Here is a 23,840-nt window from a genome sequence, read left to right as displayed (position 1 = left end):
ACCGGGATCCGGTATCAGCCCTCCACGTTGACGGTCAGCGTGACGGAATGGCTTTTCACGGCCACGGGGCCGCCGGCCACCTCCACCCGGTGGCGGGCCAGCAATACGAAGCCGCCGGCCTGCGGCAGGGCGATGCCGGCCCGGCCGTCGGCGTCGGTGGTCACGGCCACGGCCTTCTCGTCCTCCTCGTCCGGCAGGCCGGGGCCGTGCAGGCTGATCGTGGCGCCGGCCACCGGCTTGCCGTCCAGCAGCAGGCGCACGGGCAGCGTGCCGCCGGCATCCAGCCGGTTGGGATGGGCCAGCGGCTGGATCTCCAGCCCCGCGCCCGTGGGGGCCAGTGCGGTGTCGCTGGCGGGACCCTTGCTGACATAGACATCGGCGCGGGTGATGCTCTGCGCTTCGGCCACGCGGGCGCCGGCGGGCGCGCCGTCGCGCTCGCGCACGGGCTGCCACTGGCCATTCACCAGCGCCATCGGGCGCTTTGCCCCCTCGCGCACGCCGGTGGAGATGCGGTAGGTGCCGTTCTCCGGCAGGTCCACCTCGAACAGGGCCAGATCCCGCAGATAGGTGACCGATGACAGCTTCACCTTTGTCCCCGCCGGGGTGACGACATGGTAGTCATCGGCCTTCATCACGAAGTCGGGCACGAAGAATTCCTCCGCGAAGGAGGCTTCCACCGTCACATGCCCGCGCTGGGGCGTCGTGAAATAGTTGGGCTTCATGTAAGCCGTATGGGCCAGGGCCGGGCCGGCCAGCCCCACAAGCATCGTCAGCGCCGCCGCGGCGGCCAGGGTTGCGCGCATCATGTCTCTCCCGTTGGCTTGAAAGCGCGCCATCATATGATATTAATAGTGATTATCAATATCAGATCAGGCGCAACGGGGAAAATCATGGCGCCGCCGGGCTGCACAGCTTCGCCGTGCCGCGACAGGAGGGCCTTTTCAGCTCTCTCCCGTCACCCCGGCCGCAGCATGGGTGACGGCGGTGTGACGGACAGGGTCTGGCCGCCGCGCCGCTCGTGCGGCGTCGCCAAGCCACCGGATGTTGGCGCCGGCATTTCGCTGAGGGCGGTGATCAGAGCCAACAGGTTCTGATCACCGCAAAGCAGTATCATGCCAGGGGCATGAATTTATGACTCATGCCCCTGGTATAGGCCGGCGACTGCCGGCCCGGCGCCCATGCGCCGCAAGCCCACGCCGCCGGATGGCGGCGCCCGGCGCTTCGTGGTGCCGAAAACCTTGACCATCGGTCAAGATTTTCGGCCGCTGGCATTACGCGGCCTCGCCCGTGACGGCGGTGTCCTCCACCTGGACGCGGAAGCCGGACCGGACCTGGGGGTAATAGTCCCAGATGGCCAGGTGCTGGGTGCAGCGATTGTCCCAGAAGGCGACCGAATGCGGTTCCCAGCGGAAGCGGACCTGGAAATAATTGTCCTCGCAATGGCGGTACAGGAACTGAAGGATGGCCTCGCTCTCCGGCTTGGACAGCTCGTTGATGTGCGAGGTGAAGCCGCGGTTCACGAAGATCACCTTGCGCCCCGTCACCGGATGGGTGCGGATGACGGGATGCACGGCCACCGGGAACGTCCCCGTCGGGTCGAAGCGGCCGAAGGCCAGCTTGCCGTCATGGGTGGCCGTCAGCCCTTCCAGATAGGTCTTCATCCGGTCCGACAGGGCGTCATAGGCGGCATACATGCTGGCGAACACCGTGTCGCCACCCAGCGGGGGCAGGGTGTGCATGTAAAGGATGCTGCCCATGGGCGGCACCTTGGCGCAGGTCATGTCCGAGTGCCATTCCTCGCCCGCCACATGCTTAGACGTCTCGTCCGCGTGCAGCTTGCGCACCTCCGGATGGTCGGGCAGGCCCTTCAGCGCATGGGCCTGCAACGGCCCGAAATGCTGGCCGACGCGCTTCAGCGAGGCCGGGTCCAGCCGCTGGTCGCGGAAGAAGATCACCTGATGGTCGGCCAGCGCCTGCTTCAGGTCGCGGACCTGGATGTCGCTGAGCGGCCGGGTCAGGTCGATGCCGGAAATCACCGCGCCGATTCGCGGCGTCAAGGGTGCCGCGGTGATCGTTTCATAGGCCAATTCACTTCTCCTTGCCGGGTTCTATTTTGTCATACATTCCGGTTTGCGCGGCACAAACCGCAGGAACACATTGGATTTGTGCGGCTTGTGAACGGATCATACGGCATACTGTATGCAATGAAAAGCATCTTATCGCCCTGATCCCGTGTGACTTTCCGACAAGGCGGTACGCACAATGGGGGCGGCGGTCTATAAGGGTGCCGTTTCGGCGGGATTTGCAGGGGAGTGGGACGAGAATGGTCCGTGGCAGCCGCATCATCGGTCAGGGCACGCGGTTGCGCGATCAGGTCTATGCCCAGATCCGCGACGAGCTTCAGGGTGAACAGCTCAAGCCCGGCCAGCGTCTGGTGGAACTGGACCTGGCGACCCGCTATGGCGTGTCGCGCACGCCCGTGCGCGAGGCGTTGCTGCAATTGTCGCGCGAAGGGCTGCTGGCCCCGCATGACCGCGGCTATATCGTGCCGCTGGATACGCAAAAGGATGTCGTGGACCGGCTGGAGGTGCGGCGGCTGCTGGATTGCCGGCTTGTCCGCCACGCCGCCACCGACGCCACGGCGGACGAGGTGAAGGCCCTGGCCCGCATCTTCAACCGCGCCCGCACGGCCCATGAGACGGGCCGCGCCAAGGTATTCATCGAGGCGCACAACCAGTTCCGTGCCATGGTGCGCGCCATGTGCCGCAACCTGCTGCTGGGCCGCTGCGCCGGCATGGTCGATGATGTGTTCCAGATGATGCGCAACCAGATCCACCAGTCGCCGGAAAACCGCGCCATCACGCTGTCCTGCGATGAACGGCTGCTGGCCGCCATCCAGAACCGCGACCCGGATGCGGCAGAAGCGGCGATGGGTGATTTCCTGGGGTCGCTGGACCGGTATTTCGCGGCTGCCGGTCCCGGCCCGGCCGATGCGGACGGGTCGGGGGAGCGGTAGGGGAGAGGATGAGGGGTGAGGGATGAGGGTGGCCGGGCCCGGCCTGGGCACGGGTGCGCCCCGTTTCAAGGGCCCCTGTGCGCAGGGCTGCATCCCCGCGAATGAATTGCCGGACGGGGAATAGGGCGGGGGCTGGCGCGTAAACGACCTGTATGCGCCACCCCCAGCGGACATCCCCGCCCATGCTGATCGATCTTCTGAACAATCCGGCCCCCCAGGAATACACGGCCGACGTGGCCATTGTCGGCGCGGGTGCCGCCGGCATCGCGCTGGCCCTGCGGCTGGCCCGTGCCGGTACCCATGTCTGCCTGATCGAAAGCGGCGGCACCGCGCTGGAGGCGGAACTGCAGGCCTTCAACGAGGGCGATAATACGGGCCTTCCCTATTATTCCCTGGATGTCACGCGCAATCGCGTGCTGGGCGGGACGACGGCCACCTGGTCGGGGCGCTGCGTGCCGCTGGACCCCATCGATTTCCGCCGCCGCAACTGGGTGCCGCACAGCGGCTGGCCCATCACGCGCGAGGATCTGGCCGCCGGCTACAGGGAAGCGTCGGTGTTCTGCGGCGTGGGCGACGCCGTCTATACCGACCTGTGGCGGGAAGCGGGGCTGGAAGATCCCGGCTTCGACCCGCATCACGTGCAGACCCGTTTCTGGCGCCTGAACGCCCAGCGCTTCGGCGAGGCCTTCCGCCAGGAGCTGGAGGCCAGCGCGCGGGTGCAGGTGCTGCTGCACGGCACCGTGACGGGCATCCGTCTGGCCGGTGACACGCGCAGCGTCACGGGGCTGGCCCTGGCCACCCCGGACGGCACGGGCCACCGCGTGACGGCCCGCCATTACGTGCTGGCCGCCGGCGGAATCGAGAATGCGCGCCTGATGCTGGCATCCGACGATGTGGAAACGGCGGGCGTGGGCAATGGCCATGACCTGGTCGGCCGTTTCTTCATGGAACATCCCAAATGCCGCACGGCGCGCGTCCACAGCCCCGATCCGATCGGGCTGCTGGAACGGCTGCGCACCACCTATCCGCGCGGGCTGCCGCCGCTGTGCCCCAGCCTGGTCCTGTCGGAGGATACACAGGCGAACATGGGCGTGCTGAACAGTTCCATCGCGCTCTATTACCGGTCCTGGCCGGGGGTGACGGAGGCGGCGACCGAATTGAACGCCGCCTGGAAGCGCGGCCAGCTCTGGCCCGAGGGGGCGGGGCGCAACCTGCTGCGCCTCTTGCCCGTGCTGCCGTCGCTGCCGGCCAACCTGGCCCGGCGCTATGTCCGCCGCCGCGCGCCCATCGCCCGGCCCAAGGCCCTTTACCTGCTGGTGCGCGGCGAGCAGGCGCCCAACCCGGAAAGCCGGGTCCGCCTGTCGCCCCGGCGCGATCCGCTGGGCAAGCGCCGGGCCGACCTGGACTGGCGCCTGTCGCCGCTGGACAAGCTGTCGGCCAAGGCCGTGACCGAGGTGGTGGGCCGGGAACTGGCGCGCACGGGCCTGGGCCGGGTGGAGATCGACGAATGGCTGCATGATGGCGGCGACGGCTGGCCCACCGTGGCCGGCGCGGGCGATCATCACGATATCCTGCAGGGCGGCCACCACCATATCGGCACCACCCGCATGTCCGACAGCCCCGGCACCGGCGTCGTGGACGCCGATTGCAAGGTGTGGGGCAAGGAGAATCTTTTCGTGGCCGGCAGTTCGGTGTTCCCCACCTCCGGCTGGGCGAACCCGACACTGACCATCGTGGCGCTCAGCCTGCGGCTGGGTGACCACCTGCAGGGGCGGCTGGCGCACAGCGCCTGACGCGAAGGGAGCCGGGGGCGCGCACGCAGCCGTCAGGGGGCAACAAGGCAGAAAAGCCGGCCCCGGTTGCGGCGCGTGCCCCCCGCGACACCATTTCCCCTTACATACCGGCCCGCGCCACCTTATCTCCAGGGGGCGCCGCAGGCGCGACGGCGGCAGGCAGGCCGCCCCGGCAGATAACAACGGAGTGAAAAGACCATGGATCAGCAGGACCGGCAGGCCATCGAGGGCCTGTTCCACCGCCTGGGATCGTTTGAGCAGCAGGGCAGCCCCCGCGACGCCGAGGCGGAAGCCTTCATCGCGCGGCAATTGGCCAGCCAGCCGGGTGCCGCCTATTACATGGCGCAGACCGTCATCATGCAGGAATACGCCATGCAGGATGCCCAGCGCCGGATCGAGGCGCTGGAGCAGCAGGCGCAGCAGCGCCCGGCCGGCGGTTTCCTGGCCAGCCTGTTCGGCGGCGGTGCCAGCCGTCCCGCCACCCCGCCGCCGGCCCCGCGTGCCGCGGCCCCCGGCGGACGGATGCCGCCGGGCATGCAGCCGGGCATGCAGCAGCAGCCCGGCCGCGGCGGCGGCTTCCTGGCCGGTGCGGCGCAGACCGCCATGGGCGTGGCGGGCGGCGTGCTGCTGGCCAATGCCGTGGGCAGCATGTTCGCGGGCGACGCCCAGGCCGCCGACGCCCCGGCGGACGACGCCCCGGCGGACGATCCCGGCATGGATGATGGCGGCTTCGATTTCGGCAGCGACGAGATGGAATTCTGATCCGGCGGCCCGGCGTCCCCACCGCCGGGCCGTTCGTCCGCCCCCTTGATGCCGGCCGGCAAACGCGGCGGGCATGCCACACTGGAAAACCAATTCCGTCCGGGGCCGGTTCCACACAAGCCAGACAGCGGAATCCGGGCGGCAAAGGTTGTATCATCCCCCCGATCCCCCGCCGTCCCCCGACCACCCCAAACTCAAGCGAGATGATGGCCACCGCAGAAACCGACCACCCGTCCAGGACCGCCACGGGTGGCGCCGCCCCGCAGCAAAGGCTGTCCGACATCCTGCGGGCCATTGCCGGGGATGAAAGCCGCGAGCGGATCGCGATCAAGGACCTTCTGGCCATCATGAAGGACCGCGCCCTGGGCGCGCTGCTGTTCATCTTCGCGCTGCCCAACGTGCTGCCGACGCCGCCCGGCACGTCGGCCGTGCTGGGCGCGCCGCTGATCTTCCTGGCGGCACAACTGGCGCTGGGCCGTTCGCCCTGGCTGCCCCGGGTCATTGCCGACCGGTCCATCGCGCGGGCCGATTTCGCGGCCCTGGTGACGCGCACGGCGCCCTGGCTGGCCAAGGCGGAACGGCTGCTGCGGCCCCGGCTGGGTGTGCTGTCCCGGCCCCCGGCGGAATATCTGGTGGGGCTGTTCTGCTTCCTGCTGGCCGTCATCCTGTTCCTGCCCATCCCGCTGGGCAACATGATGCCGGCGCTGGCCATCTGCCTTTTCTCGCTGGGCATCCTGGAACGCGACGGCGTGTGGATCCTGGCCGGCCTGCTGGCCGCGATCCTGTCGGTCGGGCTGGTCTGGGGCGTGCTTTACGCGCTGATCAAAAGCGCCCTGTTCATCATGGCCCACGCCTTCGACTGATCCCACCGGTCCCCGCCGGCAACTTGCTGCCCGGCCGGCGACTGCCGCCGCGCCGCTCGTGCGGCGCAGCCAAGCCAACGGATGTTGGCGCTGGCGCATGCCCACGGATGTGGGCGCCGGCGCATGCCCACGCATGTGGGCGCCGGCGATTGGGCGGTGATCAGAGCCAACAGGTCCTGATCACCGCAAAATAGTATAAGATATCAGGCGGCACTGCCGCGCCGCGGGGGGGCGTCGGCGGCTGTGGCGGTCCCGTTCTCTGCTTCCAGCTTGGCAACGATGGCCTTGCGGGAATTGATCAGATGGTCGCGCATGGCGGCCACGGCGGCATCGGCATTGCCGGCCTGGATGGCCTCCATCAGCCGGTCCCATTCCTGGATGCCCTGTTCCAGCCGGCCCGGTTCCCCCATCGACCGCAGGCGCAGGTAATTGACCCGCGCCAGCAGCGGGCGGGCCACGTCGTGGATCACCTTGCTGCCGCAGCCCTGCAGGATGGTTTCATAGAAGGTGCCGGCCATGGCGGCCAGTTGCTGGACATTGCCCTTGTTCAGCGCCTTCTGCAGGTCCTTGTGGATGCGGGTCAGGCGCTTCACCGTTTCCGGGTCGTTGCGGTCGACCAGACGGCGCACGGCGTCGGTTTCCAGCATTTCCCGCACGGTGTAGATGTCGTGCGCGTCCTGGGCCGTGACGATGGCCACCGCGATGTTGCGGCGCTTGCCCACCTCGATCAGGCTTTCCGACTGAAGCTGGCGCAGCGCCTCGCGCACCGATGTCCGGCTGATCCCCAGCGCCTCGCACAATTCGCGTTCGACCAGCCGCGTGCCGGGCGGATAAAGCCCCGTGCTGATGGCCGTGCGCAGCCGGTCCAGCGCGTGATCGCGGACCAGCATGGGATTGTCGATGATCTTCAGGTCGCTGTAGTCCACGGGGTACGCCTCTGACATGATTTGTTACACGACTGCCAGGGGTCTTTTACCATAGTTCCGCGGCCGGCGTTGAGAACGAATATCATATGAGATCAGACAACAGCCGTGATATCGGCAGCCCGTTGCCCAGCCGGGCGCATTGCAGCAGGGAATAGGCCGTCAGGGCCGAGGTCTTGGGATTGTCGGCCGAGGCGCGGGCCAGGATGTCGAACCGGAACAGGCCGAATTCGCCTTCCGCCTCGATCACCCCCAGCGGGTCGGTGACATGGCGGGACGATACCAGCCGCACCCGCGTGCGGTCCAGCCCGATCCCGGCCAGCGACACGGCGACGGAGACATTGGCATTCTTGGGATAGGCCAGCGCCGCCTCACGCGCGCTGCCCTGAAAGAAGGTGCGCTCGGGCTCCGCATGGTCCAGGTCCAGCACCTTTTCCGCCGCCGTGCCGCGCCAGGCATGTGGCGGCTTGTAGGAGGTGTAGGTCGCCTGACTGATCCCCATCAGCCGCGCTGCCACCAGCCCGTCCAGCCCGGCAATCGCCCCGGCCGGCAACAGGGCCCGGCCGCCGCCGGCCTGTTCAGCCTCGCGCAGCCGCCCGGCCAGCACCGGATCGGCCAGCGCCCCGACGGAGGAGATGACCAGATCGATGCCGGCGCGCAGCACGGCCGGCCCGTATTCGGCCACGGCCCCATGCCCGGCGCATTCCAGCACGATGCCGGGCCGGGCAGCCAGCAGGGCATCGGCATCCGCCACCGCGGCCGGTGCCTCCCGGCCCGGCCGGACCAGGGTGGCCACTAGGCTGTCCGCCTCCCCGATCCGGTCCAGCGTGGCGGCGATCTCGGCCCCGATGGCCCCGTACCCGATCATGGCGAAAGTCCGGCTGCCCGACATGCGGCATTCTCCGTTTAAAAGTATGATTGTCGGACAATATTATATACTGGGAAAAGGGGAAAGCCTGTTGTTGCCGGCCACACGCCGCCGGCAGAACGCAAAAGCCCCCCTCCCGAGGGGAAGGGGGGCTTCAGGCGCAGGCCCGAAGGCGCCGGATGGCGGCGCCCGGCGCATGAGGGATGCATTGATCAGGACCATAGGGTCTGATCAATGCAAAGCAGTATCAGATGCCGACCGCGTGCCCGTCGGCCTGGGACAGGGCCAGGTGACGGCGGATATGGGCGATCAGGACTTCCGAGCTGGTGGGGATGTCCATTTCGGATGTGTCCAGCACCAGTTCGGGGTTCACCGGCGTTTCAAACGGCGCGGACACGCCGGTGAATTGCTGGATCTTCCCGGCCTGGGCCGCGGCATAGAGGCCCTTGGGGTCGCGGGCCGCACAGGTGGCGACGTCGGCCTTCACCCAGACCTCGTTGAACCCGTCGCCCACGATGGAGCGGGCCAGGTCGCGCAGTTCCACGGTGGGGGAGATCAGGCTGACCAGCACGACGGTGCCGGTTTCCGCCATCAGCTTCGCCACCTCCGCCACGCGGCGGACATTTTCCAGCCGTTCGGCCGGGCTGAAGCCCAGGTCCTTGTTCAGGCCCTTGCGCAGGTTGTCGCCATCCAGCACGGCCACGCGCCACCCATCATCGAACAGCCGGCGCTGCGTGCCCATGGACAAGGTGGACTTGCCGGCACCCGACAGGCCCGTCAGCCAGACCACGCCGCCGCGATGGCCGTTGCGCGCCTCGAACGCCGTGCGGTCCACGGAACTGGTGACGGCCGTGACCGGTCCGGTCACACTGGACGGCTGTGCCGTGCCCAGGATCACGCAGCCGCCGACGATGCGCCCACCCCGCGCCAGACCGGCGCGGCCCGTGATGGGCAGGTCGGCATGCGGGTCGAAGGCGATGGGCGACGCGGCGCGCAGCACCAGCTCCGCGATCCCGCCCTGGCCCAGTTCCTCGCCCGCGCCGTCGGTCAGGTTCTGCACATCGACCAGCCGTTCGAACCGGTCGACCACGACGGAATGTTCGGCCGTGCCCAGGCGCAGGGTGATGCGGCTGCCGGCCGTCAGGCTTTCCGGGTCCAGCCAGAAGGCACGCACGCGCACCGACATGGCGATATGCGGCATCTGGCCGGCGGGGGCGATGATCTGGCCACGGGCCAGGGCGGCATCCTCGATGAAGTTGACGGCCACGGACTGGCCGGCGCGCGCCTCCTTCACCTGGCCCTTGCCGGCATCGATGCCGGCCACCGTGGCGGGCTGGCCGGTGGGGGCGATCTCCACCTTGTCGCCCACGCGCAGGCGGCCCGTTTCGATCCGGCCCACGGCCAGGCGCGTGTCGCCGCGGCGGTACACATCCTGGATGGGCAGGCGCAGCAGCGTTTCGGTATGGGCGCCCGGCAGGCTCAGCAGGTCCAGCGCCTCCAGCAGCGTCGGGCCGCGATACCAGCCCATCTTGTCGCTGCGGCCGGCGATATTGTCGCCATGCCGGGCCGACAGCGGGATGACGTAGAGCGGCTCGATCCCCAGCTTTTCCAGATAGTCGCTGACATCGCCGGCCACGCCCTTCCAGGCTTCCTCGGCATGGCCGACCAGGTCCATCTTGTTGACGGCCACGATCACCTTGCGCACGCCCAGCAGCGACAGCAGATAGGCATGCCGGCGCGTCTGTTCGGAAATGCCGCGCTCCGCGTCGGTGACCAGGACGGCGGCATCGGCGGATGCGGCCCCCGTCACCATGTTGCGGAGAAATTCGCGGTGGCCCGGCGCATCGATGATGACATAGGGGCGCTTGGCCGTCTTGAACCAGATGCGCGTCGTGTCCAGCGTGATGCCCTGGTCACGCTCCACCTGCAGGGCGTCCAGCAGGAAGGACCATTCCATATGCAGGCCGCGCTGCTCGGACACTTTCCTCAACTCGTCCAGCCGGCCTTCCGGCAGGCTGTCCGTGTCGTGCAGCAGGCGGCCGATCAGGGTCGACTTGCCATGATCGACATGGCCGACGATGACGATGGGATAGGGCGCCAGCGGGGCCTTCTTCACGGTCAGACCATTGCCATTGGTGTTGGTGACAGCAGGGGAGGGCGTCGGGGCCGACGGTTTGCCGGCCCGCAAAGCGACATTCGCCATGATCTTTATATCCGATCCTTAGAGATAGCCACCGGCACGCAGCCGTTCGAACGCATCTTCGGCCTCATGGTCCATGGACCGGCCGGCGCGCTCGGGCGTCCGGGTGCTCTCCAGCTCGTCGATGATCTCGTCGATGGTGCTGGCATTGCTGTCGACGGGGAAGGTGATGCCGATTTCCCCCAGCGAGCGGAACCGCTTGCCGTCGCGGGCGAAATAAAGCGGCACCAGCGGGATTTCCTCCCGCTTGATATAGCGCCACACATCCACCTCGGTCCAGGCCAGCAGCGGATGCACGCGGGTATGGGTGCCGGGCGCACGCTCGATCGTATACTGGTCCCAGAATTCGGGCGGCTGGTGGGCGGCCTGCCAGGCGCCGTCCAGGCCGCGCGGGCTGAAAACGCGCTCCTTGGCGCGGGTCGCCTGCTCGTCGCGGCGGATGCCGGTGATCAGCCCGTCGAACTGGTATTTCTCCAGCGCGGCGGCCAGGCCCAGCGACTTGCGGGCCGCGATGCGCGTGCCGGGCGGCAGGGTCGGGTCCGTCATCTCGATGGGGGGGCATTCATCCTTGATCAGGTTCAGGCCCCATTCCTGGCTGTACCGGTCACGGAATTCATAGCTTTCGGGGAATTCCAGGCCGGTATCCAGATGCGCCACGGGGAAGGGCAGCTCCCCCATGAACGCCTTGCGGCACAGCCAGATCAGGACGTTGCTGTCCTTGCCCAGCGACCAGAGCAGGCCCAGGCGCTTCAGGCGCACGCGCGCCTCGCGCAGGATGTAGATGCTCTGGGCTTCCAACTGGTCCAGATGGTCGAGATGTTGATCGGTGCTGCTCATCAGGAGGCTCCCACCAGGTTCGTTGATGAAGGAAGCGGCAGGTGGATTCCGCATTCCGTCTTGTCCTGGCCGCGCCAGCGGCCGGCTCTGATATCCTCGCCCGGCGCCACGCGGTCCGTACAGGGCATGCAGCCGATGGAAAGATAGCCATCCTCCTCCAGCGGGTGCCGCGGCAGGTCGTGCCGGTCCAGATAGGCTTCCACGTCGGCCCGGGTGTAATTGGCCAGCGGGTTGATCTTGATGCGCCCGTCGCTGCCCGCCTCGAACAGGGGCAGTTCGATGCGCGTCGTCGCCTGATAGCGCTTGCGCCCCGTGATCCAGGCGCTGAAGGGCGCCAGCCCCGCATCCAGCACGCGGACCTTGCGGAAATCGCAGCAGGCGGTGGCGTCGCGGCGCCACAGGATGCCGTCGGGGTCGTGCGCCGTTTCCGCCTCGGCGGCCGGCGACAATTCGCGCACGCCGGTCAGGCCCAGCCGTTCCACCAGCATGCGGCGATAGCGCAGCGTCTCCCCGAACAGCTTGCGGGTGTTCACGAACAGCACGGGCAGGCCGGGATCGGCCTGGGCCACCATATGCAGCAGCACAGCGCTTTCCGTGCCAAAGGACGAGACCAGCGCCAGCTTGTCCTTGAACTCCGTCCCGGCCAGCGGCCGCAGCAGGTCGGCCCCTTCCAGGTTGCCATAGCGCGCGGTCAGTTCGCGCGCCCGGGTCAGCAGCGCCTTGTTCATGCCGGCACCCGCCCCTTCAGATGGCGGCGCAGCAGGGAGACGGGGGCGTCCGGTTCCAGGGCCGGCTGATAGGCGATCGACATCTCCTTCAGCGCCTGGGCCCAGGCCGGGCCGGCCTTGTCCTCCGGCACCACCACCGTGTCCACGCCCACGCGGGTCAGGAACAGGTACTGGTCGGGGATGATATGGCCGAAGGCGCGGATCTCGCCCTTGTAGCCGAACCGCTCGCGCAGTTCGCGGGCGGCGGAAAAGGCCCGGCCATCACGGAATTTCGGCAGTTCCAGCGCCACCAGCGACAGCGACCCCAGGTCGCCGGCGATTTCCGTGGCAAGCTGGGATGATTTCAGCCGCACGCCCACGGCGGCCCCGCGGGAGGTCAGCGCCTCGCGGTCGGTCCGCCAGCGTTCCAGCGACACGATGACGGCGCCGTCGGCGGGCAGGGGCTGGTCGTCCGCCAGATCGGTCCAGCGGTCGTCGATGGGCAGGCCGCGGTCAAGCACGGGCATAGAGGGCCTCCTTGAACGGCGCATGGCCGGTGCGGGCCAGCGTGTCGATGAAAATCTCGCCGGGCCGGCGCAGGCTGACAAAGGTGTTCACGACCGTTTCCACGGCGTCCACGATCTCGTCATAGCCGAAGCCCGGCCCCACGATCTCGCCCAGGGCGGCGTTGGTGCCGGCATTGCCGCCCAGCAGGATCTGGAAGAACTCCTCGCCCTTCTTGTCCACGCCCAGGATGCCGATATGGCCGACATGGTGGTGGCCGCAGGCATTGATGCAGCCGCTGATCTTGATCTTCAGCGCCCCCAGGTCGTGCTGCCGGTCCAGGTCGGCGAACCGCTCGGAAATCTGCTGGGCGATGGGGATGGACCGCGTGTTGGCCAGCGCGCAATAATCCAGCCCCGGACAGGCGATGATGTCGGAAATCAGGCCGGCATTGGCCGTGCCCAGCCCCGCCTTCTCCAGCCCCTGCCACAGGGCGTACAGGTCATCCTGCCGGACATGGGCCAGCACCAGGTTCTGCTCGTGCGTCACGCGCACCTCGCCGAAACTGTAAAGGTCGGCCAGGTCGGCCACCGTTTCCATCTGGTCCGCCTCGATATCGCCGGGGATGCCGCCGATGGGCTTCAGCGAGATGGTGGCGATGGCATAGCCGGGCTGGCGGTGCGGGTGCAGGTTGTTGCGTACCCAGCGGGCAAAGGCCGGATCGGCCTGCCTCGCGGCCTCGAACCCGTCGGACACCGCCGGCAGGTCGGCGAAGGGCGGTGGCGCGAAATGCGTGCGGATGGCATCCACGATGGCCGGATCGACATGGAATTTCTGCCGCGGCAGCCGGGCATATTCCTCTTCGATCAGGCCGATGAACTTCTCCGGCCCCATCTCGTTCACGGTGATCTTGATGCGGGCCTTGTAGATATTGTCGCGGCGGCCAAGCTGGTTGTAGGTGCGCAGCACGGCTTCCAGATAGCCGATGATCTCTTCCACCGGCACGAAATCGCGCGCCTTGACGCCCAGATAGGGGGTGCGCCCCAGCCCGCCGCCGACATAGACGGTGAAGCCCGTGCGGCCCTGGTCGTCCCGGCGGGCGATCAGGCCGATATCATGCACCTGCACGGCGGCCCGGTCGTCGGGGCTGCCCGTGATGGCGATCTTGAACTTGCGCGGCAGATAGGTGAATTCCGGATGCGCCGTGGACCATTGGCGCAGGATCTCGGCATAGACGCGGGGGTCCACCAGCTCATCCGCCGCCGCACCGCAGAACTGGTCCGTCGTCACGTTGCGGATGCAGTTGCCGCTGGTCTGGATGGCGTGCATGTCCACTTCGGCCAGTTCATGCAGGATGGCGGGCACATCCTCCAGCCGGGGCCAGTTGAACTGGATGTTCTGGCGCGTCGTGAAATGGCCGTAGCCCTTGTCATAGACGCGCGCGATGCGGGCCAGCCGCCGCACCTGGGTGGAAGACAGCATGCCATAGGGCACGGCGACCCGCAGCATGTAGGCGTGAAGCTGGAGATAGAGGCCGTTCATCAGCCGGATGGGCTTGAACTCCTCCTCCGTCAGCTCGCCCTTCAGGCGGCGTTCCACCTGGGTCCGGAACTGCTCCACCCGCTCGAAGATGAAGGTCTTGTCATATTCGTCATAGCGGTAGACGGCGGCGTGCGCGTCGGCGGGCTGGTTGCTGCGCGGGGCGGGGCTGTGCGTGTCAGGCATGGGGGTCGGGCCTGTTCTTCCTGCTGGAACGATCGGTCGGGGGTCTGGCGGGTGCCGGGCTCAGCGCGGGTCCGGGCGGGCCTGTTTGCCAAGGTCGCGGCGCACGGTGGGGCCGATGGCCTTCAGCCGTTCGCGCAGATGCGTGGGGCGGGTCCCGTCGGGCGTGACCTCGACATCCAGCGGATAGACATCGACCACGACCTGCGCCTTCTCTTCCGTCCGGGCGAAGGCCAGCGCCCCGGCGATGGCCTCGCCCTCGAACACGGCGGCATCGGCGACCCGCTCGACCCAGGCATTGCCGGCGCCCAGCCATACGGCCTCGCCGTCACGCAGACGGCTGGCACTGACGGATTGCAGGGTGCCCCTGGCTTTGACCAACATGATACGCTTTCCCTGTCAGACGGCTTCACGCAGGTGTGCGGGCACCAGCGTGGTGATAAGGGCGGGATCGGCCAGACGGACGACCTCGCCGATGATGATGATGGCCGGGCCCTTCAGCCCGTGGGCCCGCGCCAGCGGCCCCAGCGTGTCCAGCGTGCCGGTGACCAGCTTCTGGTCGGGCCGCGTGCCCTTTTCCACCAGGGCGGCCGGCATGTCGGCCGGCATGCCGGCTTCCATCAGGCGGGCGGCGATGCTGTCCACCGCCGTCAGGCCCATATAGACGACCAGCGTATGGCGCAGCCGGGCCAGCGCGGCCCAGTCCAGGTCCGGTTCCCCGTCCTTGCCATGGCCCGTCACGAAGGTGACGCCATTGGCATGGTCGCGGTGCGTGACCGGGATCGTGGTGGAGGCGCCGCAGCCCAGGGCGGCCGTGATGCCGGGCACCACCTCCACCGGGATGCCGGCGGCGCGCAGGGCCTGCACCTCTTCCCCGCCGCGGCCGAACAGGAACGGGTCCCCGCCCTTCAGCCGCACGACACGGTGGCCGGCCGCGGCCTCCGCCACCAGAAGCTGGTTGATGGCCTGCTGGCTCATCGTGTGGTGGGACTTGGACTTGCCGACATAATGGCGGCGGGCATCACGGCGGACATAATCCATGATCCGCTCGTCCACCAGCTTGTCATGCACCACCACATCGGCGTCCTGCAGCACGCGCAGCGCGCGCAGGGTCAGCAGGTCCGGATCGCCCGGACCGGCGCCGACCAGGGCCACCCGGCCCCCCGCCTGCTGGCCATAGGCGGGGTTGTTGACGGCGGCCAGCAGCCCCTCGCGCGCCGCCTTTTCCCGGCCGGCCAGGAAGTCGCGGGCCACGGGGCCGTCGACCACCGCTTCCCAGAAGCGGCGGCGCGCCGTTTCCCCGGCCCGCACGGCCTTCACCGCGCCGCGGAACCCGTCCAGCAGCAGCGCCAGCCGGCCCAGCCCCGGTTCCAGCGCCGCTTCCAGCCGCTCGCGCAGGCGGCGCACCAGCACGGGGCTGGCCCCACCGCTGGAAATGGCGATGGTGATGGGCTCCCGGTCGATGATCGCCGGCATGATGAAATCGGAAAGGGCGGGCCGGTCGGGCACGTTCACCAGCACGCCGGCCGCCCGCGCCGCGGCCGACACCGCTTCGTCGGCCGCCGGGTCGTCACCGGCCGCGAAGACCAGCCGGTGGTTTTCCACGTCGGCCGCCGTGAAATCCCGGTAATGGCATTGCGCGGCCAGGGCGGCCAGATCGGGATGGATCACCGGCGCCACGACGGTCAGGCGACAGCCGGCCCTGGCGACCAGCCGCGCCTTGCGCAGCGCCGGCTCGCCCCCGCCCGTCACCAGAACCTTCTGCCCTTCCAGGGGCAGCGTCACCGGAAATCCACGCAACGCCATCTCGTCGCTCCAAACCCATACCGCACCTGCGGAATAGGGACAGGTTTGGCCCCTGTAGCGGAGGATGTCGAGGTGAAATATTATTTCTCCATTATTCCTAGGTAAAATATAGGAATTTCGCACTTCCAGAAACTTTGATATATATCAATGACATGAGGGCAAGTCTGAATCATCCCTTAATGGGGGATATGGGGGGTGTTCACGGCAGCCATGCACATGAGGCGCACAGGCATGTGAAATAGGTCGTTGAACGGTCCGGCCATGTACATTAGCTGTCGTTGCGTTACGGAGTCATGGCGGGGACTCCGTTCCTGCCAACAGTGACGAAGGGTATCGAACATGAGCGCGTTTATCGAGGGCAAGGTGCTGTCCGTCCATCACTGGACCGACACCCTGTTCAGCTTCACCTGCACGCGCGACCCGTCCTTCCGGTTCGAAAACGGCCATTTCGTGATGATCGGCCTGATGGTGGATGGCAAGCCGCTGACGCGCGCCTATTCCATCGTCAGCCCGAATTATCAGGAACATCTGGAATTCCTGTCCATCAAGGTGCCCAACGGCCCGCTGACCAGCCGCCTGCAGCATGTGCAGGTGGGGGACAGCGTGATCTATGGGCGCAAGTCGGTGGGCACGCTGGTGACCAGCAGCCTGGTGCCGGCCCGCAATCTCTACATGTTCTCCACCGGCACGGGCCTGGCCCCGTTCATGAGCATCATCCGCGATCCCGAGGTCTATGCCAAATATGACCGGCTGATCCTGACCCATACCTGCCGCACGGTGGGCGAGCTGGCCTATCATGATTTCATCACAAACGACCTGCCGGGGGATGAGTTCATCGGCGAGGATGTGCAGGCCAAGCTGACCTATTACCCCACCGTTACGCGCGAACCGTTCCGCAACCAGGGCCGCATCACCGACCTGATCCGGAACCACAAGCTGTTCGAGGATATCAAGGCCGCCCCGCTGGACCCGGCCACCGACGTGGCGATGATCTGCGGCGGCCCCGACGTGCTGGCCGAGACCGTGGCATTGCTGAAGGAACGCGGTTTCACCGAAGGCGCCGGCCACACGCCCGGCAACTATGTCATCGAAAAGGCCTTCGTGGAGAAGTGATGCCGCCCCCGGACGGGGGCATGACAAACGCAGCGGCCCGGCTTTCCCGATGGGAAGGCCGGGCCGTTCGTCTGTGCGGCCGCACGGATCAGGATGAGGGGTTCTGATCAATCCGGACGGGTCTGATACCAACTATGAGTAGAACTCATCGCCAGTTGGTCCGGCGGCGACGGCCACAGCACCGCTCGTGCGGCGCAGCCAAGCCAACGGATGTTGGCGCCGGCGCACGCCCACGCATGTGGGCGCCAGCGATTGAGGACGGTGATCAGAACCAACAGGTTCTGGTCACCGCAAAATAGTATGATCCCCCGTTGCCGTCGCGGGGTCGAGCGCGATGCCGGCCATGCCGCTGGCCCAGGCGGGGATCGCCTCATAGAAGATGGTTTCGCCGCGGGCCCCCGGCACGGCGCCGGCCAGGGCGATCCAGGCATTGACCTCCAGCCCGCCATTGCCGCCATCGCGCAGGATGGCGTCGTTGGTCAGGCCGGCCAGTTCGGCGCCGTGTCCGCTGTTCAGCCTTTCCATGACCCAGAGGTCCCATTCGACATTGACCCGCCCTTCCTCCGGCACGCCCAGCCAGTGGGACAGGCCGCCGCCGGCCAGCAGGGCGACGCGGAAATCGCGGGGCAGCGCGTCTTCCACATAGCGGCGCAGCACGCCCCCCAGGCTCCAGCATTCCGCCGGGGTGGGGGCCGGGTCGCAGACGGTGTTGATATAAAGCGGGAAGGACCGGATCGCATGGGTGGGATCGACGATCCCCAGCGGGATCATCATGCCATGGTCGGGCTTCACGTCCGCCGTTTCCAGCCCGATGCCGGCGGCGCGCGCGGCGCGCAGCAGGCCCTGCGCCACCGTGGCATTGCCCCGGAACGGCACGGTCGGCAGGCCCATGTCGCCATAGGGGGTGAAGCTGTCGGCCGTGCCGATGGCCAGCGGCTTGGGCGCCCGGATCTCGAAATTGTTCAGATGGTCGCTGGTCAGCACGATGATCAGATCGGGGTCCGCGGCGCGCAGGCGCGCCCCGATCTCCCGCATCCCCTGGAACACCCGCTCGGACGGCTCGGCTAGCCCCTCGGGCGTGCCCAGAACGTGCGACATGGCATAGGCGCCGACGATCCTGCCCATGGCCTCACCTCCGGTCGAAATAATGGCTGATGGCGAAGAAGGGCATGGTCGGCCGTCCCGACCAGATCAGCCATTTCACCACCATGTTGGGATGGATGCCGAGTGCGGCCAGCTCGTCCCGCCCGCCGCCGCGCAGCACCGTGCGCACGGGCTCGGCGATGGCGAACCGGTCGAACAGGGGCTCCGGCCCGGCTTTCACCAGCGGCCGGTCGGCGGGGGAGCGGATCAGATGCTCGATCAGCTCATGCACGCCGGGGGGGGCTTCGCGGGCCGGCATCTCACACCCCCAGATCCAGGAAATGGTCCACCGCGGCGCAGAAATCCTCCCGCGCCTCGATCATGGCCCAATGGCCGCAATTGGGCACGATATAGCCCCAGCTATTCTCGAACAGTTCCAGGAACCGATAGGCGCGGGGCAGGGTGGAAACGCCATCCTGCTTGCCATTGACCACCAGCACCGGATGCTTGATGGTGCGCAGATCATCCTCGGCGAAGTTCAGCGTGCCCTTGCGGGTCCAGCCATTGATGGCGGCCAGGGCGGCGCGCGCCGCCGGCGGGTCGACAATGTCGTAGCGGTACTGCACCATTTCGTCCGACGGCACGAAGCCCGGCGCCGTCAGCCCGCCGATGACGCGGCGCATGCCGTCCAGCGTGAAATCATAGTTCAGATTGTGCAGCAGGTGGGCCGACGGCTTTTCCGGGATCGGCAGCCCGGCGCTGCCCATCAGGACCAGCTTCGACACGCGGTCCGGATCGGCCAGGGTGACCGAAATGGCCGTGGCGCCGCCCATGGAATTGCCGACCAGGGCCGCCTTGTCGATGCCCATGGCCTTCAGAAAGGCCAGCAGATGGCGGCCACGGCCCGGCTGGTCATATTGATACTCATCCGGCGACGGCTTGTCGGTCCGGCCGAACCCGACCATGTCCGGCGCGATGACGCGGAAGCGCTTGGCAAAATGCGGGATGCATTCCTTCCAGTTGCCCCAGCTATCCGCCCCGGCCCCGCCGCCATGCACCAGCACCAGCACGGGGCCGGTCCCGGATTCCAGGTAATGGGTGCGGATGCCGTCCGCGTCGATGAAGTGGGAAGTGATGGTCATGGGGGTGATCCTTTGGGGGGGGAGGGGCACACGACGTCGCCCCTTTCAACATTTCATTCCAACCGGCAACGCCCCTCCACAATCATCCCCCGCACCTTCCACCGTCATTCCCGCGAAAGCGGGAAGCCAGCGTGAGGCGCGGTCAGCGCCGATATGACCCCTGTCGCGGCTGACGCCGCTCTGCGCTGGATCCCCGCTTTCGCGGGAATGACGGGAGTGAGAGGGAAGTGAAGGCAAGGGGCCGCACCGCCCCCCACCCTCAGCGCAGATGCGCCGGGGTCTGGATGGCGCGGCCGTGGCGGGATGCCAGGCGGCGCCATTCCAGGATGGTCACGTCCGGCTCGCACAGCATTTCATCCACCCAGCCGAAATCATCGGCATAGAAGGGCTCCGTCACCTCGCGCGCCCAGATGTCGTCACCGTTGAACCCGTCCAGCCCGTGGGGCTTCCAGACGGATTCGAATTCTCCGGCGAAGGTGTTCCGGTCCTCCTCGCTGGCCACGGGGCAACCGATGGTCTGGACATAAAGATGTGTCTTGTCGTCCATCGGCACGTACCATTCGAACTGCGTCAGGCCGGGCCCCGGAAATTCCGCCACCTTCAGCACGCCCGGCAGCCAGATCGACGTGCCGACCGACGCCGACGTGCCGGAAACATTGGGGGTGCGGGGGCCGCGCACCACGACGCGCCCGTCGATCACGCCTTCCCACACCGGATGGTGCTGGGCGAAATCATCGATCACGCCCTTGGGGCCGTCCGCATCCTGCACCAGTTCCACGGCACCCGGCAGGGGTGTGTGGCCGATGGGGAAGTTGAAATGCCGGTAATGGCGCAGGGTCGTATCCTTGTGGATGAAGATGTGCAGGCTGTCGAACCCGTTTTCAGCCCCCAGCCGCCAGTTGGAATTGACGACCCGGTGCTTGCCCAGCACCATCACATCCTCATCCAGGAAGCCGGGCGGCACATCCTGGGCCAGCGGCGGCGGGGGATTGTCCTCGTCCGTGTCGCCCACGAACACGAAGACCAGGCCCTTGGCCTCCTCCACCGGGTAGGAGACGATCTTGCGCCGGCCGATCAGCCGGCTGTCCGGCACGGCCAGGATGTTTACCAGCTCGCCCGTCTGGAACCGGTAGGTATAGCCGTGATACCAGCAGGTGATCGTGTCCTTGGTATAGCAGTCGGGCTTGCGCGACAGCGGCACGCCGCGATGCAGGCAGCGGTCGCGGATCGCATAGACCTTGCCGTCGATCCGCTTCAGCAGAAGCTGCTCGCCCAGCACCTTGACGATCTCGATCTGGCCCTCGTCGATCTCCTTGGAGAAACGGACCGGATACCAGTGGTTCCGGAAGCCCATCTTGGCTTCCACATAGCCGCCCCAATCGCCGACGGCCTTCACCACGTCCGGGTTTACAAGGTTCTGCTCGTCCATGATACCTGCGTCCCTGTGTCAATCTTGTATGATTGTATGACAAAAAATCGGGTTTGCAACATGCAATCGGTTTTCCGTCTTCCATCTTGGCTCATGCTATATGATTGTATGACAATCATGCAAGCGAGCGGTTGGGTGAGCGAATGTTCAAGGCGGAATTTCTTTTCCAGGATGGCGGCACGCTGACGGTGGATGTGGCCCCGGACCAGACGGTGCTGGAAGCGGTGATGCAGGCGGATGCGCCCGTGCGGCATGATTGCTGTGCCGGCACCTGCGGCACCTGCATTGCCGAGCATCTGGATGGCGGGGCCGTGCTGGATGCCGGCACCATGGCGCTGCCGCTGACGGCGGAGGAACGGGCGGCCGGGCTGATGCCCACCTGCCTGGCGCGGCTGACGGGCGATGCGCGGTTCCGCGTGCCCTACCGGCTGGACCCGCCGGCGCCGGAACCGGCCCGGCACGCCGCGCATGTCGTGTCGGTCACGGCGGCCAGCCCCACCGTGCATCGTCTGTTGCTGGAACTGGCATCGCCGGAGGATTTCAGCTTCCAGCCGGGCCAGTATCTGCGCGTGCGCCCGCCGGGGCTGAAGGCGGTGCGCGCCTATTCCATCGCCAGCCGCCCGGCCGACCTGCCGCTGGTGGAACTGCTGATCCGGCATGTGCCGGGGGGGCAGATGTCACAATGGCTGCGCGACGGGGCACAGGCCGGCGACCGGGTGGCGCTGCACGGGCCGCTGGGGTCATTCGCCTTCGACGATCGGGCGGCCGCCCATCTGTTCATTGCCGGCGGCACGGGGCTGGCGCCCGTCCTGTCCATGATCCGCACCATGGGGCCGGGGGTGCCGGCCCTGCTCTGCTTCGGCTGTTCCCGGCCCGAGGATCTGTTCTATCTGGACGAATTGCGCGATCTGGCGGCGGTGCGGCCGGGCCTGTCGGTGCGGGTGGCCCTGTTCGACCCGGCCGGCGGGGCGCTGCCGGACGGGGTGGTGCAGGGCACGGCCCTGTCGGTGCTGTCCGCCGCCGATCTGGTGCCGGGCATGACGGCCTATCTCTGTGGCCCGCCCGGCATGGTGGGGGCGGCCGGCCGTTTCCTGGCGGCGGGCGGGCTGGCGCCGTCGGCCATCCGGGCGGAACGGTTCCTGCCAAGCTGATGCCGGCCCCGGCGGGAAGGGGCTGCGTGACGAAACAGGTTTACGCCGCGGCCATGCGCGGCGTATCGCTTGTCATCCGGACTTCTTCCACGCATGGGGTTTCACGATGGCTGGCATGGCCGCGTTCCAATGGGATGACGCTTTCCTGCTGAACGACCAGTTGACGGAGGAGGAGCGGCTGATCCGCGACAGCGCCCGCGCCTTCGCCCAGGAAAAGCTGCGCCCCCGCGTCCGGCAGGCGTTCGAGACCGAACAGACCGACCCCGCCATCTTCCGCGAGATGGGGGAAATGGGCCTGCTGGGCATGACCGTGTCGCCCGACCATGGCGGGGCCGGGGTCGGCTATGTCGCCTATGGTCTGGTCGCGCGCGAGGTGGAGCGGGTGGATAGCGGCTATCGCTCGATGATGAGCGTGCAATCCTCCCTGGTCATGTACCCGATCGAGGCCTATGGCAGCCCGGCGCAGAAGCAGCGATACCTGCCGCGCCTGGCGTCGGGCGAATGGATCGGCTGCTTCGGCCTGACGGAGCCCGATGCCGGGTCCGATCCCGGCGGCATGCGCACGCGGGCGGAAAAGGTGGCCGACGGTTACCGCCTGACCGGTTCCAAGATGTGGATCACCAACGCCCCCATCGCCGATGTCTTCGTGGTCTGGGCCAAGTCCGACGCGCATGACGGCGCGATCCGGGGCTTCGTGCTGGAAAAGGGCATGCCGGGCCTGTCCGCGCCGAAGATCGACGGCAAGCTCAGCCTGCGCGCCTCCATCACGGGCGAGGTGGTGATGGATGGCGTCGTGGTGCCGGAGGAGGCGCTGCTGCCCGGCGTGTCGGGCCTGAAGGGGCCGTTCGGCTGCCTGAACCGGGCGCGGTACGGCATTTCATGGGGCGCCATGGGCGCCGCGGAGGCCTGTTTCCACGCGGCCCGCACCTACACGCTGGATCGCCAGCAATTCGGCCGTCCCCTGGCCGCCACCCAGCTTGTGCAGAAGAAACTGGCCGACATGCAGACGGAGATTTCGCTGGGCCTGCAGGCCAGCCTGCGGGTGGGCCGCCTGTTCGATGCCGGCCAGGTGGCGCCGGAAATGATCTCCCTGGTCAAGCGCAACAATTGCGGCAAGGCCCTGGACATCGCGCGCACAGCCCGCGACATGCACGGCGGCAACGGCATTTCCGGCGAATTCGATGTGATCCGCCACATGCTGAACCTGGAAACCGTCAACACCTATGAAGGCACCCACGATGTCCACGCCCTGATCCTGGGCCGCGCCATCACGGGCATCCAGGCGTTCTTCTGATGCCAGATCCCGGTGAGTTGCTCTCACCGGGATCTGGTGCTGCGGTCACCGCCGCCGTGCGGGCGTGGCATGGCCCGCCGATAGGGTGGGTGGGAAGGATTGCGCCCCCGAACGCGGCCAGCCATGTACAAGCAGGCCGCCATTTCCCTCAACCAAACGCCCGCCCCTGCATGATGCGCCCTGGTGGTTTCCCCGCGATCTCCGTGGCCGTTGCCGCGCGATGGGCCATGTTTCTTCATCCGGCCAGGGCAGCCACCTTTTGAAACCGCGCCACCCCGCCAGTGTCACCCATGCTGCGGCCGGGGTCCGGTTTGTCGTGCAAGGTGCTTTGCACAAGCATGCATGCGCGCGCGGGCGCTCAACGCGCCAGCCAGGTTGCGATGGGTTCAAATCACCACAACCTTGTATAAAGTATTGAAATAAAATAGAACTTCCCAGACGGGCGTTTAAGGAAATTATGTTCCGGGCAAACTCATGACCGGTAAGGGGTCACGACATAGAAGGGGCGAAAAACCACGCTAATACCAATCTCCCTAATGATTGACCGTTGTCCATTGCCTTGAAGCGATTTGTCGAATTTTCCCTGTTTGTGCGATGATGCTGTTCCATGCGTTGCAGCAGGCATCG

General features: G+C 67.3%; 22 protein-coding genes. 7 read left to right on the top strand and 15 right to left on the bottom strand.

Annotation, left to right across the window (positions count from 1 at the left end; all coding sequences use genetic code 11):
- Window positions 1-14: 14 nt before the first annotated feature.
- Window positions 15-806, bottom strand: a complete 792-nt coding sequence (locus ACM9LZ_RS21795) for a DUF4198 domain-containing protein (RefSeq protein WP_416621637.1) — start codon at window positions 804-806, stop codon at window positions 15-17.
- 465 nt (window positions 807-1,271) lie between these two features.
- Entirely contained in the window at window positions 1,272-2,087 is an 816-nt protein-coding gene (locus tag ACM9LZ_RS21790) for a TauD/TfdA dioxygenase family protein (protein WP_416621636.1), read from the bottom strand.
- A 236-nt stretch (window positions 2,088-2,323) separates the two neighbouring features.
- Here ACM9LZ_RS21790 and ACM9LZ_RS21785 point away from each other — a divergent pair, with 236 nt between their 5' ends.
- The 4 genes from ACM9LZ_RS21785 (at window position 2,324) to ACM9LZ_RS21770 (ending at window position 6,434) form a co-directional block, all read left to right on the top strand.
- The gene (locus tag ACM9LZ_RS21785) at window positions 2,324-3,016 is read left to right on the top strand and encodes a GntR family transcriptional regulator (RefSeq protein ID WP_416621635.1); all 693 of its coding nucleotides are present in this window, start codon (window positions 2,324-2,326) and stop codon (window positions 3,014-3,016) included.
- Between the two features lie 182 nt (window positions 3,017-3,198).
- The gene (locus ACM9LZ_RS21780) at window positions 3,199-4,809 is read left to right on the top strand and encodes an FAD-dependent oxidoreductase (protein ID WP_416621634.1); all 1,611 of its coding nucleotides are present in this window, start codon (window positions 3,199-3,201) and stop codon (window positions 4,807-4,809) included.
- Window positions 4,810-5,007: 198 nt separating this feature from the next.
- Window positions 5,008-5,571, top strand: coding sequence for a DUF2076 domain-containing protein (locus tag ACM9LZ_RS21775; protein WP_416621633.1), 564 nt, complete (start codon window positions 5,008-5,010; stop codon window positions 5,569-5,571).
- Window positions 5,572-5,774: 203 nt separating this feature from the next.
- On the top strand, window positions 5,775-6,434 hold the full coding sequence (locus tag ACM9LZ_RS21770; protein ID WP_416621632.1) for an exopolysaccharide biosynthesis protein: 660 nt from the start codon (window positions 5,775-5,777) through the stop codon (window positions 6,432-6,434).
- 203 nt (window positions 6,435-6,637) lie between these two features.
- Here ACM9LZ_RS21770 and ACM9LZ_RS21765 read toward each other — a convergent pair whose 3' ends face one another.
- The 9 genes from ACM9LZ_RS21765 to cysG all read right to left on the bottom strand — a co-directional run bounded on the left by ACM9LZ_RS21765 (window position 6,638) and on the right by cysG (window position 16,001).
- On the bottom strand, window positions 6,638-7,378 hold the full coding sequence (locus ACM9LZ_RS21765; RefSeq protein WP_416621631.1) for a GntR family transcriptional regulator: 741 nt from the start codon (window positions 7,376-7,378) through the stop codon (window positions 6,638-6,640).
- Between the two features lie 64 nt (window positions 7,379-7,442).
- Window positions 7,443-8,249, bottom strand: a complete 807-nt coding sequence (locus ACM9LZ_RS21760) for an aspartate dehydrogenase (protein WP_416621630.1) — start codon at window positions 8,247-8,249, stop codon at window positions 7,443-7,445.
- 223 nt (window positions 8,250-8,472) lie between these two features.
- Window positions 8,473-10,428 (bottom strand): adenylyl-sulfate kinase, encoded by a 1,956-nt coding sequence (gene cysC / locus ACM9LZ_RS21755; RefSeq protein WP_416621629.1) that lies wholly within the window; start codon window positions 10,426-10,428, stop codon window positions 8,473-8,475.
- A gap of 18 nt (window positions 10,429-10,446) precedes the next feature.
- The gene (gene cysD, locus ACM9LZ_RS21750; protein ID WP_416621628.1) at window positions 10,447-11,262 is read right to left on the bottom strand and encodes a sulfate adenylyltransferase subunit CysD; all 816 of its coding nucleotides are present in this window, start codon (window positions 11,260-11,262) and stop codon (window positions 10,447-10,449) included.
- Complete coding sequence (locus tag ACM9LZ_RS21745; protein WP_416621627.1) at window positions 11,262-11,990, bottom strand: phosphoadenylyl-sulfate reductase; 729 nt, start codon at window positions 11,988-11,990, stop codon at window positions 11,262-11,264. The genes cysD and ACM9LZ_RS21745 overlap by 1 nt, the downstream gene beginning before the upstream one ends.
- Window positions 11,987-12,496 carry a DUF934 domain-containing protein gene (locus tag ACM9LZ_RS21740; RefSeq protein ID WP_416621626.1) on the bottom strand — a complete coding sequence of 170 codons (510 nt, stop codon included), beginning with the start codon at window positions 12,494-12,496 and terminating at the stop codon, window positions 11,987-11,989. The genes ACM9LZ_RS21745 and ACM9LZ_RS21740 overlap by 4 nt, the downstream gene beginning before the upstream one ends.
- On the bottom strand, window positions 12,483-14,198 hold the full coding sequence (locus ACM9LZ_RS21735; RefSeq protein ID WP_416621625.1) for a nitrite/sulfite reductase: 1,716 nt from the start codon (window positions 14,196-14,198) through the stop codon (window positions 12,483-12,485). The genes ACM9LZ_RS21740 and ACM9LZ_RS21735 overlap by 14 nt, the downstream gene beginning before the upstream one ends.
- Window positions 14,199-14,258: 60 nt before the next feature.
- A complete protein-coding gene (locus ACM9LZ_RS21730) occupies window positions 14,259-14,579 on the bottom strand; it encodes a DUF2849 domain-containing protein (RefSeq protein ID WP_416621624.1) in 321 nt (106 codons plus the stop codon).
- A 15-nt stretch (window positions 14,580-14,594) separates the two neighbouring features.
- The gene (gene cysG, locus ACM9LZ_RS21725; RefSeq protein ID WP_416621623.1) at window positions 14,595-16,001 is read right to left on the bottom strand and encodes a siroheme synthase CysG; all 1,407 of its coding nucleotides are present in this window, start codon (window positions 15,999-16,001) and stop codon (window positions 14,595-14,597) included.
- Between the two features lie 339 nt (window positions 16,002-16,340).
- Between cysG and ACM9LZ_RS21720 the strand changes: the two genes are divergently transcribed.
- A complete protein-coding gene (locus ACM9LZ_RS21720) occupies window positions 16,341-17,114 on the top strand; it encodes a ferredoxin--NADP reductase (RefSeq protein WP_416621622.1) in 774 nt (257 codons plus the stop codon).
- Window positions 17,115-17,399: 285 nt separating this feature from the next.
- On the opposite strand, the gene ACM9LZ_RS21715 is transcribed toward ACM9LZ_RS21720, so the two are convergent.
- From ACM9LZ_RS21715 to ACM9LZ_RS21700, 4 genes are all read right to left on the bottom strand, one after another.
- A complete protein-coding gene (locus tag ACM9LZ_RS21715; protein WP_416621621.1) occupies window positions 17,400-18,239 on the bottom strand; it encodes a DODA-type extradiol aromatic ring-opening family dioxygenase in 840 nt (279 codons plus the stop codon).
- A 4-nt stretch (window positions 18,240-18,243) separates the two neighbouring features.
- On the bottom strand, window positions 18,244-18,516 hold the full coding sequence (locus tag ACM9LZ_RS21710) for a hypothetical protein (RefSeq protein ID WP_416621620.1): 273 nt from the start codon (window positions 18,514-18,516) through the stop codon (window positions 18,244-18,246).
- 1 nt (window position 18,517) lies between these two features.
- Window positions 18,518-19,339: an alpha/beta fold hydrolase gene (locus tag ACM9LZ_RS21705; protein WP_416621619.1), complete on the bottom strand. Its 822-nt coding sequence runs from the start codon at window positions 19,337-19,339 to the stop codon at window positions 18,518-18,520.
- A 259-nt stretch (window positions 19,340-19,598) separates the two neighbouring features.
- Complete coding sequence (locus tag ACM9LZ_RS21700) at window positions 19,599-20,768, bottom strand: Rieske 2Fe-2S domain-containing protein (protein ID WP_416621618.1); 1,170 nt, start codon at window positions 20,766-20,768, stop codon at window positions 19,599-19,601.
- Between the two features lie 143 nt (window positions 20,769-20,911).
- Here ACM9LZ_RS21700 and ACM9LZ_RS21695 point away from each other — a divergent pair, with 143 nt between their 5' ends.
- Entirely contained in the window at window positions 20,912-21,919 is a 1,008-nt protein-coding gene (locus ACM9LZ_RS21695; RefSeq protein ID WP_416621617.1) for an FAD-binding oxidoreductase, read from the top strand.
- A 115-nt stretch (window positions 21,920-22,034) separates the two neighbouring features.
- Window positions 22,035-23,213: an acyl-CoA dehydrogenase gene (locus tag ACM9LZ_RS21690; protein WP_465123042.1), complete on the top strand. Its 1,179-nt coding sequence runs from the start codon at window positions 22,035-22,037 to the stop codon at window positions 23,211-23,213.
- The last annotated feature ends 627 nt before the right edge of the window (window positions 23,214-23,840 follow it).

The organism is Niveispirillum fermenti, from assembly GCF_048066175.1.
Classification (GTDB): Bacteria; Pseudomonadota; Alphaproteobacteria; order Azospirillales; family Azospirillaceae; genus Niveispirillum; species Niveispirillum fermenti.
This window is presented reverse-complemented; position numbering and strand designations above follow the sequence as displayed.

Bases quoted from the DNA above. Each gene is read 5' to 3' on its own strand.
- ACM9LZ_RS21705 (WP_416621619.1), bottom strand. From the start codon at position 19,339: ATGACCATCACTTCCCACTTCATCGACGCGGACGGCATCCGCACCCAT.
- ACM9LZ_RS21775 (WP_416621633.1), top strand. From the start codon at position 5,008: ATGGATCAGCAGGACCGGCAGGCCATCGAGGGCCTGTTCCACCGCCTG.
- ACM9LZ_RS21780 (WP_416621634.1), top strand. From the start codon at position 3,199: ATGCTGATCGATCTTCTGAACAATCCGGCCCCCCAGGAATACACGGCC.
- ACM9LZ_RS21730 (WP_416621624.1), bottom strand. From the start codon at position 14,579: ATGTTGGTCAAAGCCAGGGGCACCCTGCAATCCGTCAGTGCCAGCCGT.
- ACM9LZ_RS21795 (WP_416621637.1), bottom strand. From the start codon at position 806: ATGATGCGCGCAACCCTGGCCGCCGCGGCGGCGCTGACGATGCTTGTG.
- cysC (WP_416621629.1), bottom strand. From the start codon at position 10,428: ATGGCGAATGTCGCTTTGCGGGCCGGCAAACCGTCGGCCCCGACGCCC.
- ACM9LZ_RS21700 (WP_416621618.1), bottom strand. From the start codon at position 20,768: ATGGACGAGCAGAACCTTGTAAACCCGGACGTGGTGAAGGCCGTCGGC.
- ACM9LZ_RS21745 (WP_416621627.1), bottom strand. From the start codon at position 11,990: ATGAACAAGGCGCTGCTGACCCGGGCGCGCGAACTGACCGCGCGCTAT.
- ACM9LZ_RS21770 (WP_416621632.1), top strand. From the start codon at position 5,775: ATGATGGCCACCGCAGAAACCGACCACCCGTCCAGGACCGCCACGGGT.
- ACM9LZ_RS21785 (WP_416621635.1), top strand. From the start codon at position 2,324: ATGGTCCGTGGCAGCCGCATCATCGGTCAGGGCACGCGGTTGCGCGAT.
- ACM9LZ_RS21695 (WP_416621617.1), top strand. From the start codon at position 20,912: ATGTTCAAGGCGGAATTTCTTTTCCAGGATGGCGGCACGCTGACGGTG.
- ACM9LZ_RS21735 (WP_416621625.1), bottom strand. From the start codon at position 14,198: ATGCCTGACACGCACAGCCCCGCCCCGCGCAGCAACCAGCCCGCCGAC.
- ACM9LZ_RS21760 (WP_416621630.1), bottom strand. From the start codon at position 8,249: ATGTCGGGCAGCCGGACTTTCGCCATGATCGGGTACGGGGCCATCGGG.
- ACM9LZ_RS21715 (WP_416621621.1), bottom strand. From the start codon at position 18,239: ATGGGCAGGATCGTCGGCGCCTATGCCATGTCGCACGTTCTGGGCACG.
- ACM9LZ_RS21690 (WP_465123042.1), top strand. From the start codon at position 22,035: ATGGCCGCGTTCCAATGGGATGACGCTTTCCTGCTGAACGACCAGTTG.
- cysD (WP_416621628.1), bottom strand. From the start codon at position 11,262: ATGAGCAGCACCGATCAACATCTCGACCATCTGGACCAGTTGGAAGCC.
- ACM9LZ_RS21740 (WP_416621626.1), bottom strand. From the start codon at position 12,496: ATGCCCGTGCTTGACCGCGGCCTGCCCATCGACGACCGCTGGACCGAT.
- cysG (WP_416621623.1), bottom strand. From the start codon at position 16,001: ATGGCGTTGCGTGGATTTCCGGTGACGCTGCCCCTGGAAGGGCAGAAG.
- ACM9LZ_RS21765 (WP_416621631.1), bottom strand. From the start codon at position 7,378: ATGTCAGAGGCGTACCCCGTGGACTACAGCGACCTGAAGATCATCGAC.
- ACM9LZ_RS21710 (WP_416621620.1), bottom strand. From the start codon at position 18,516: ATGCCGGCCCGCGAAGCCCCCCCCGGCGTGCATGAGCTGATCGAGCAT.
- ACM9LZ_RS21720 (WP_416621622.1), top strand. From the start codon at position 16,341: ATGAGCGCGTTTATCGAGGGCAAGGTGCTGTCCGTCCATCACTGGACC.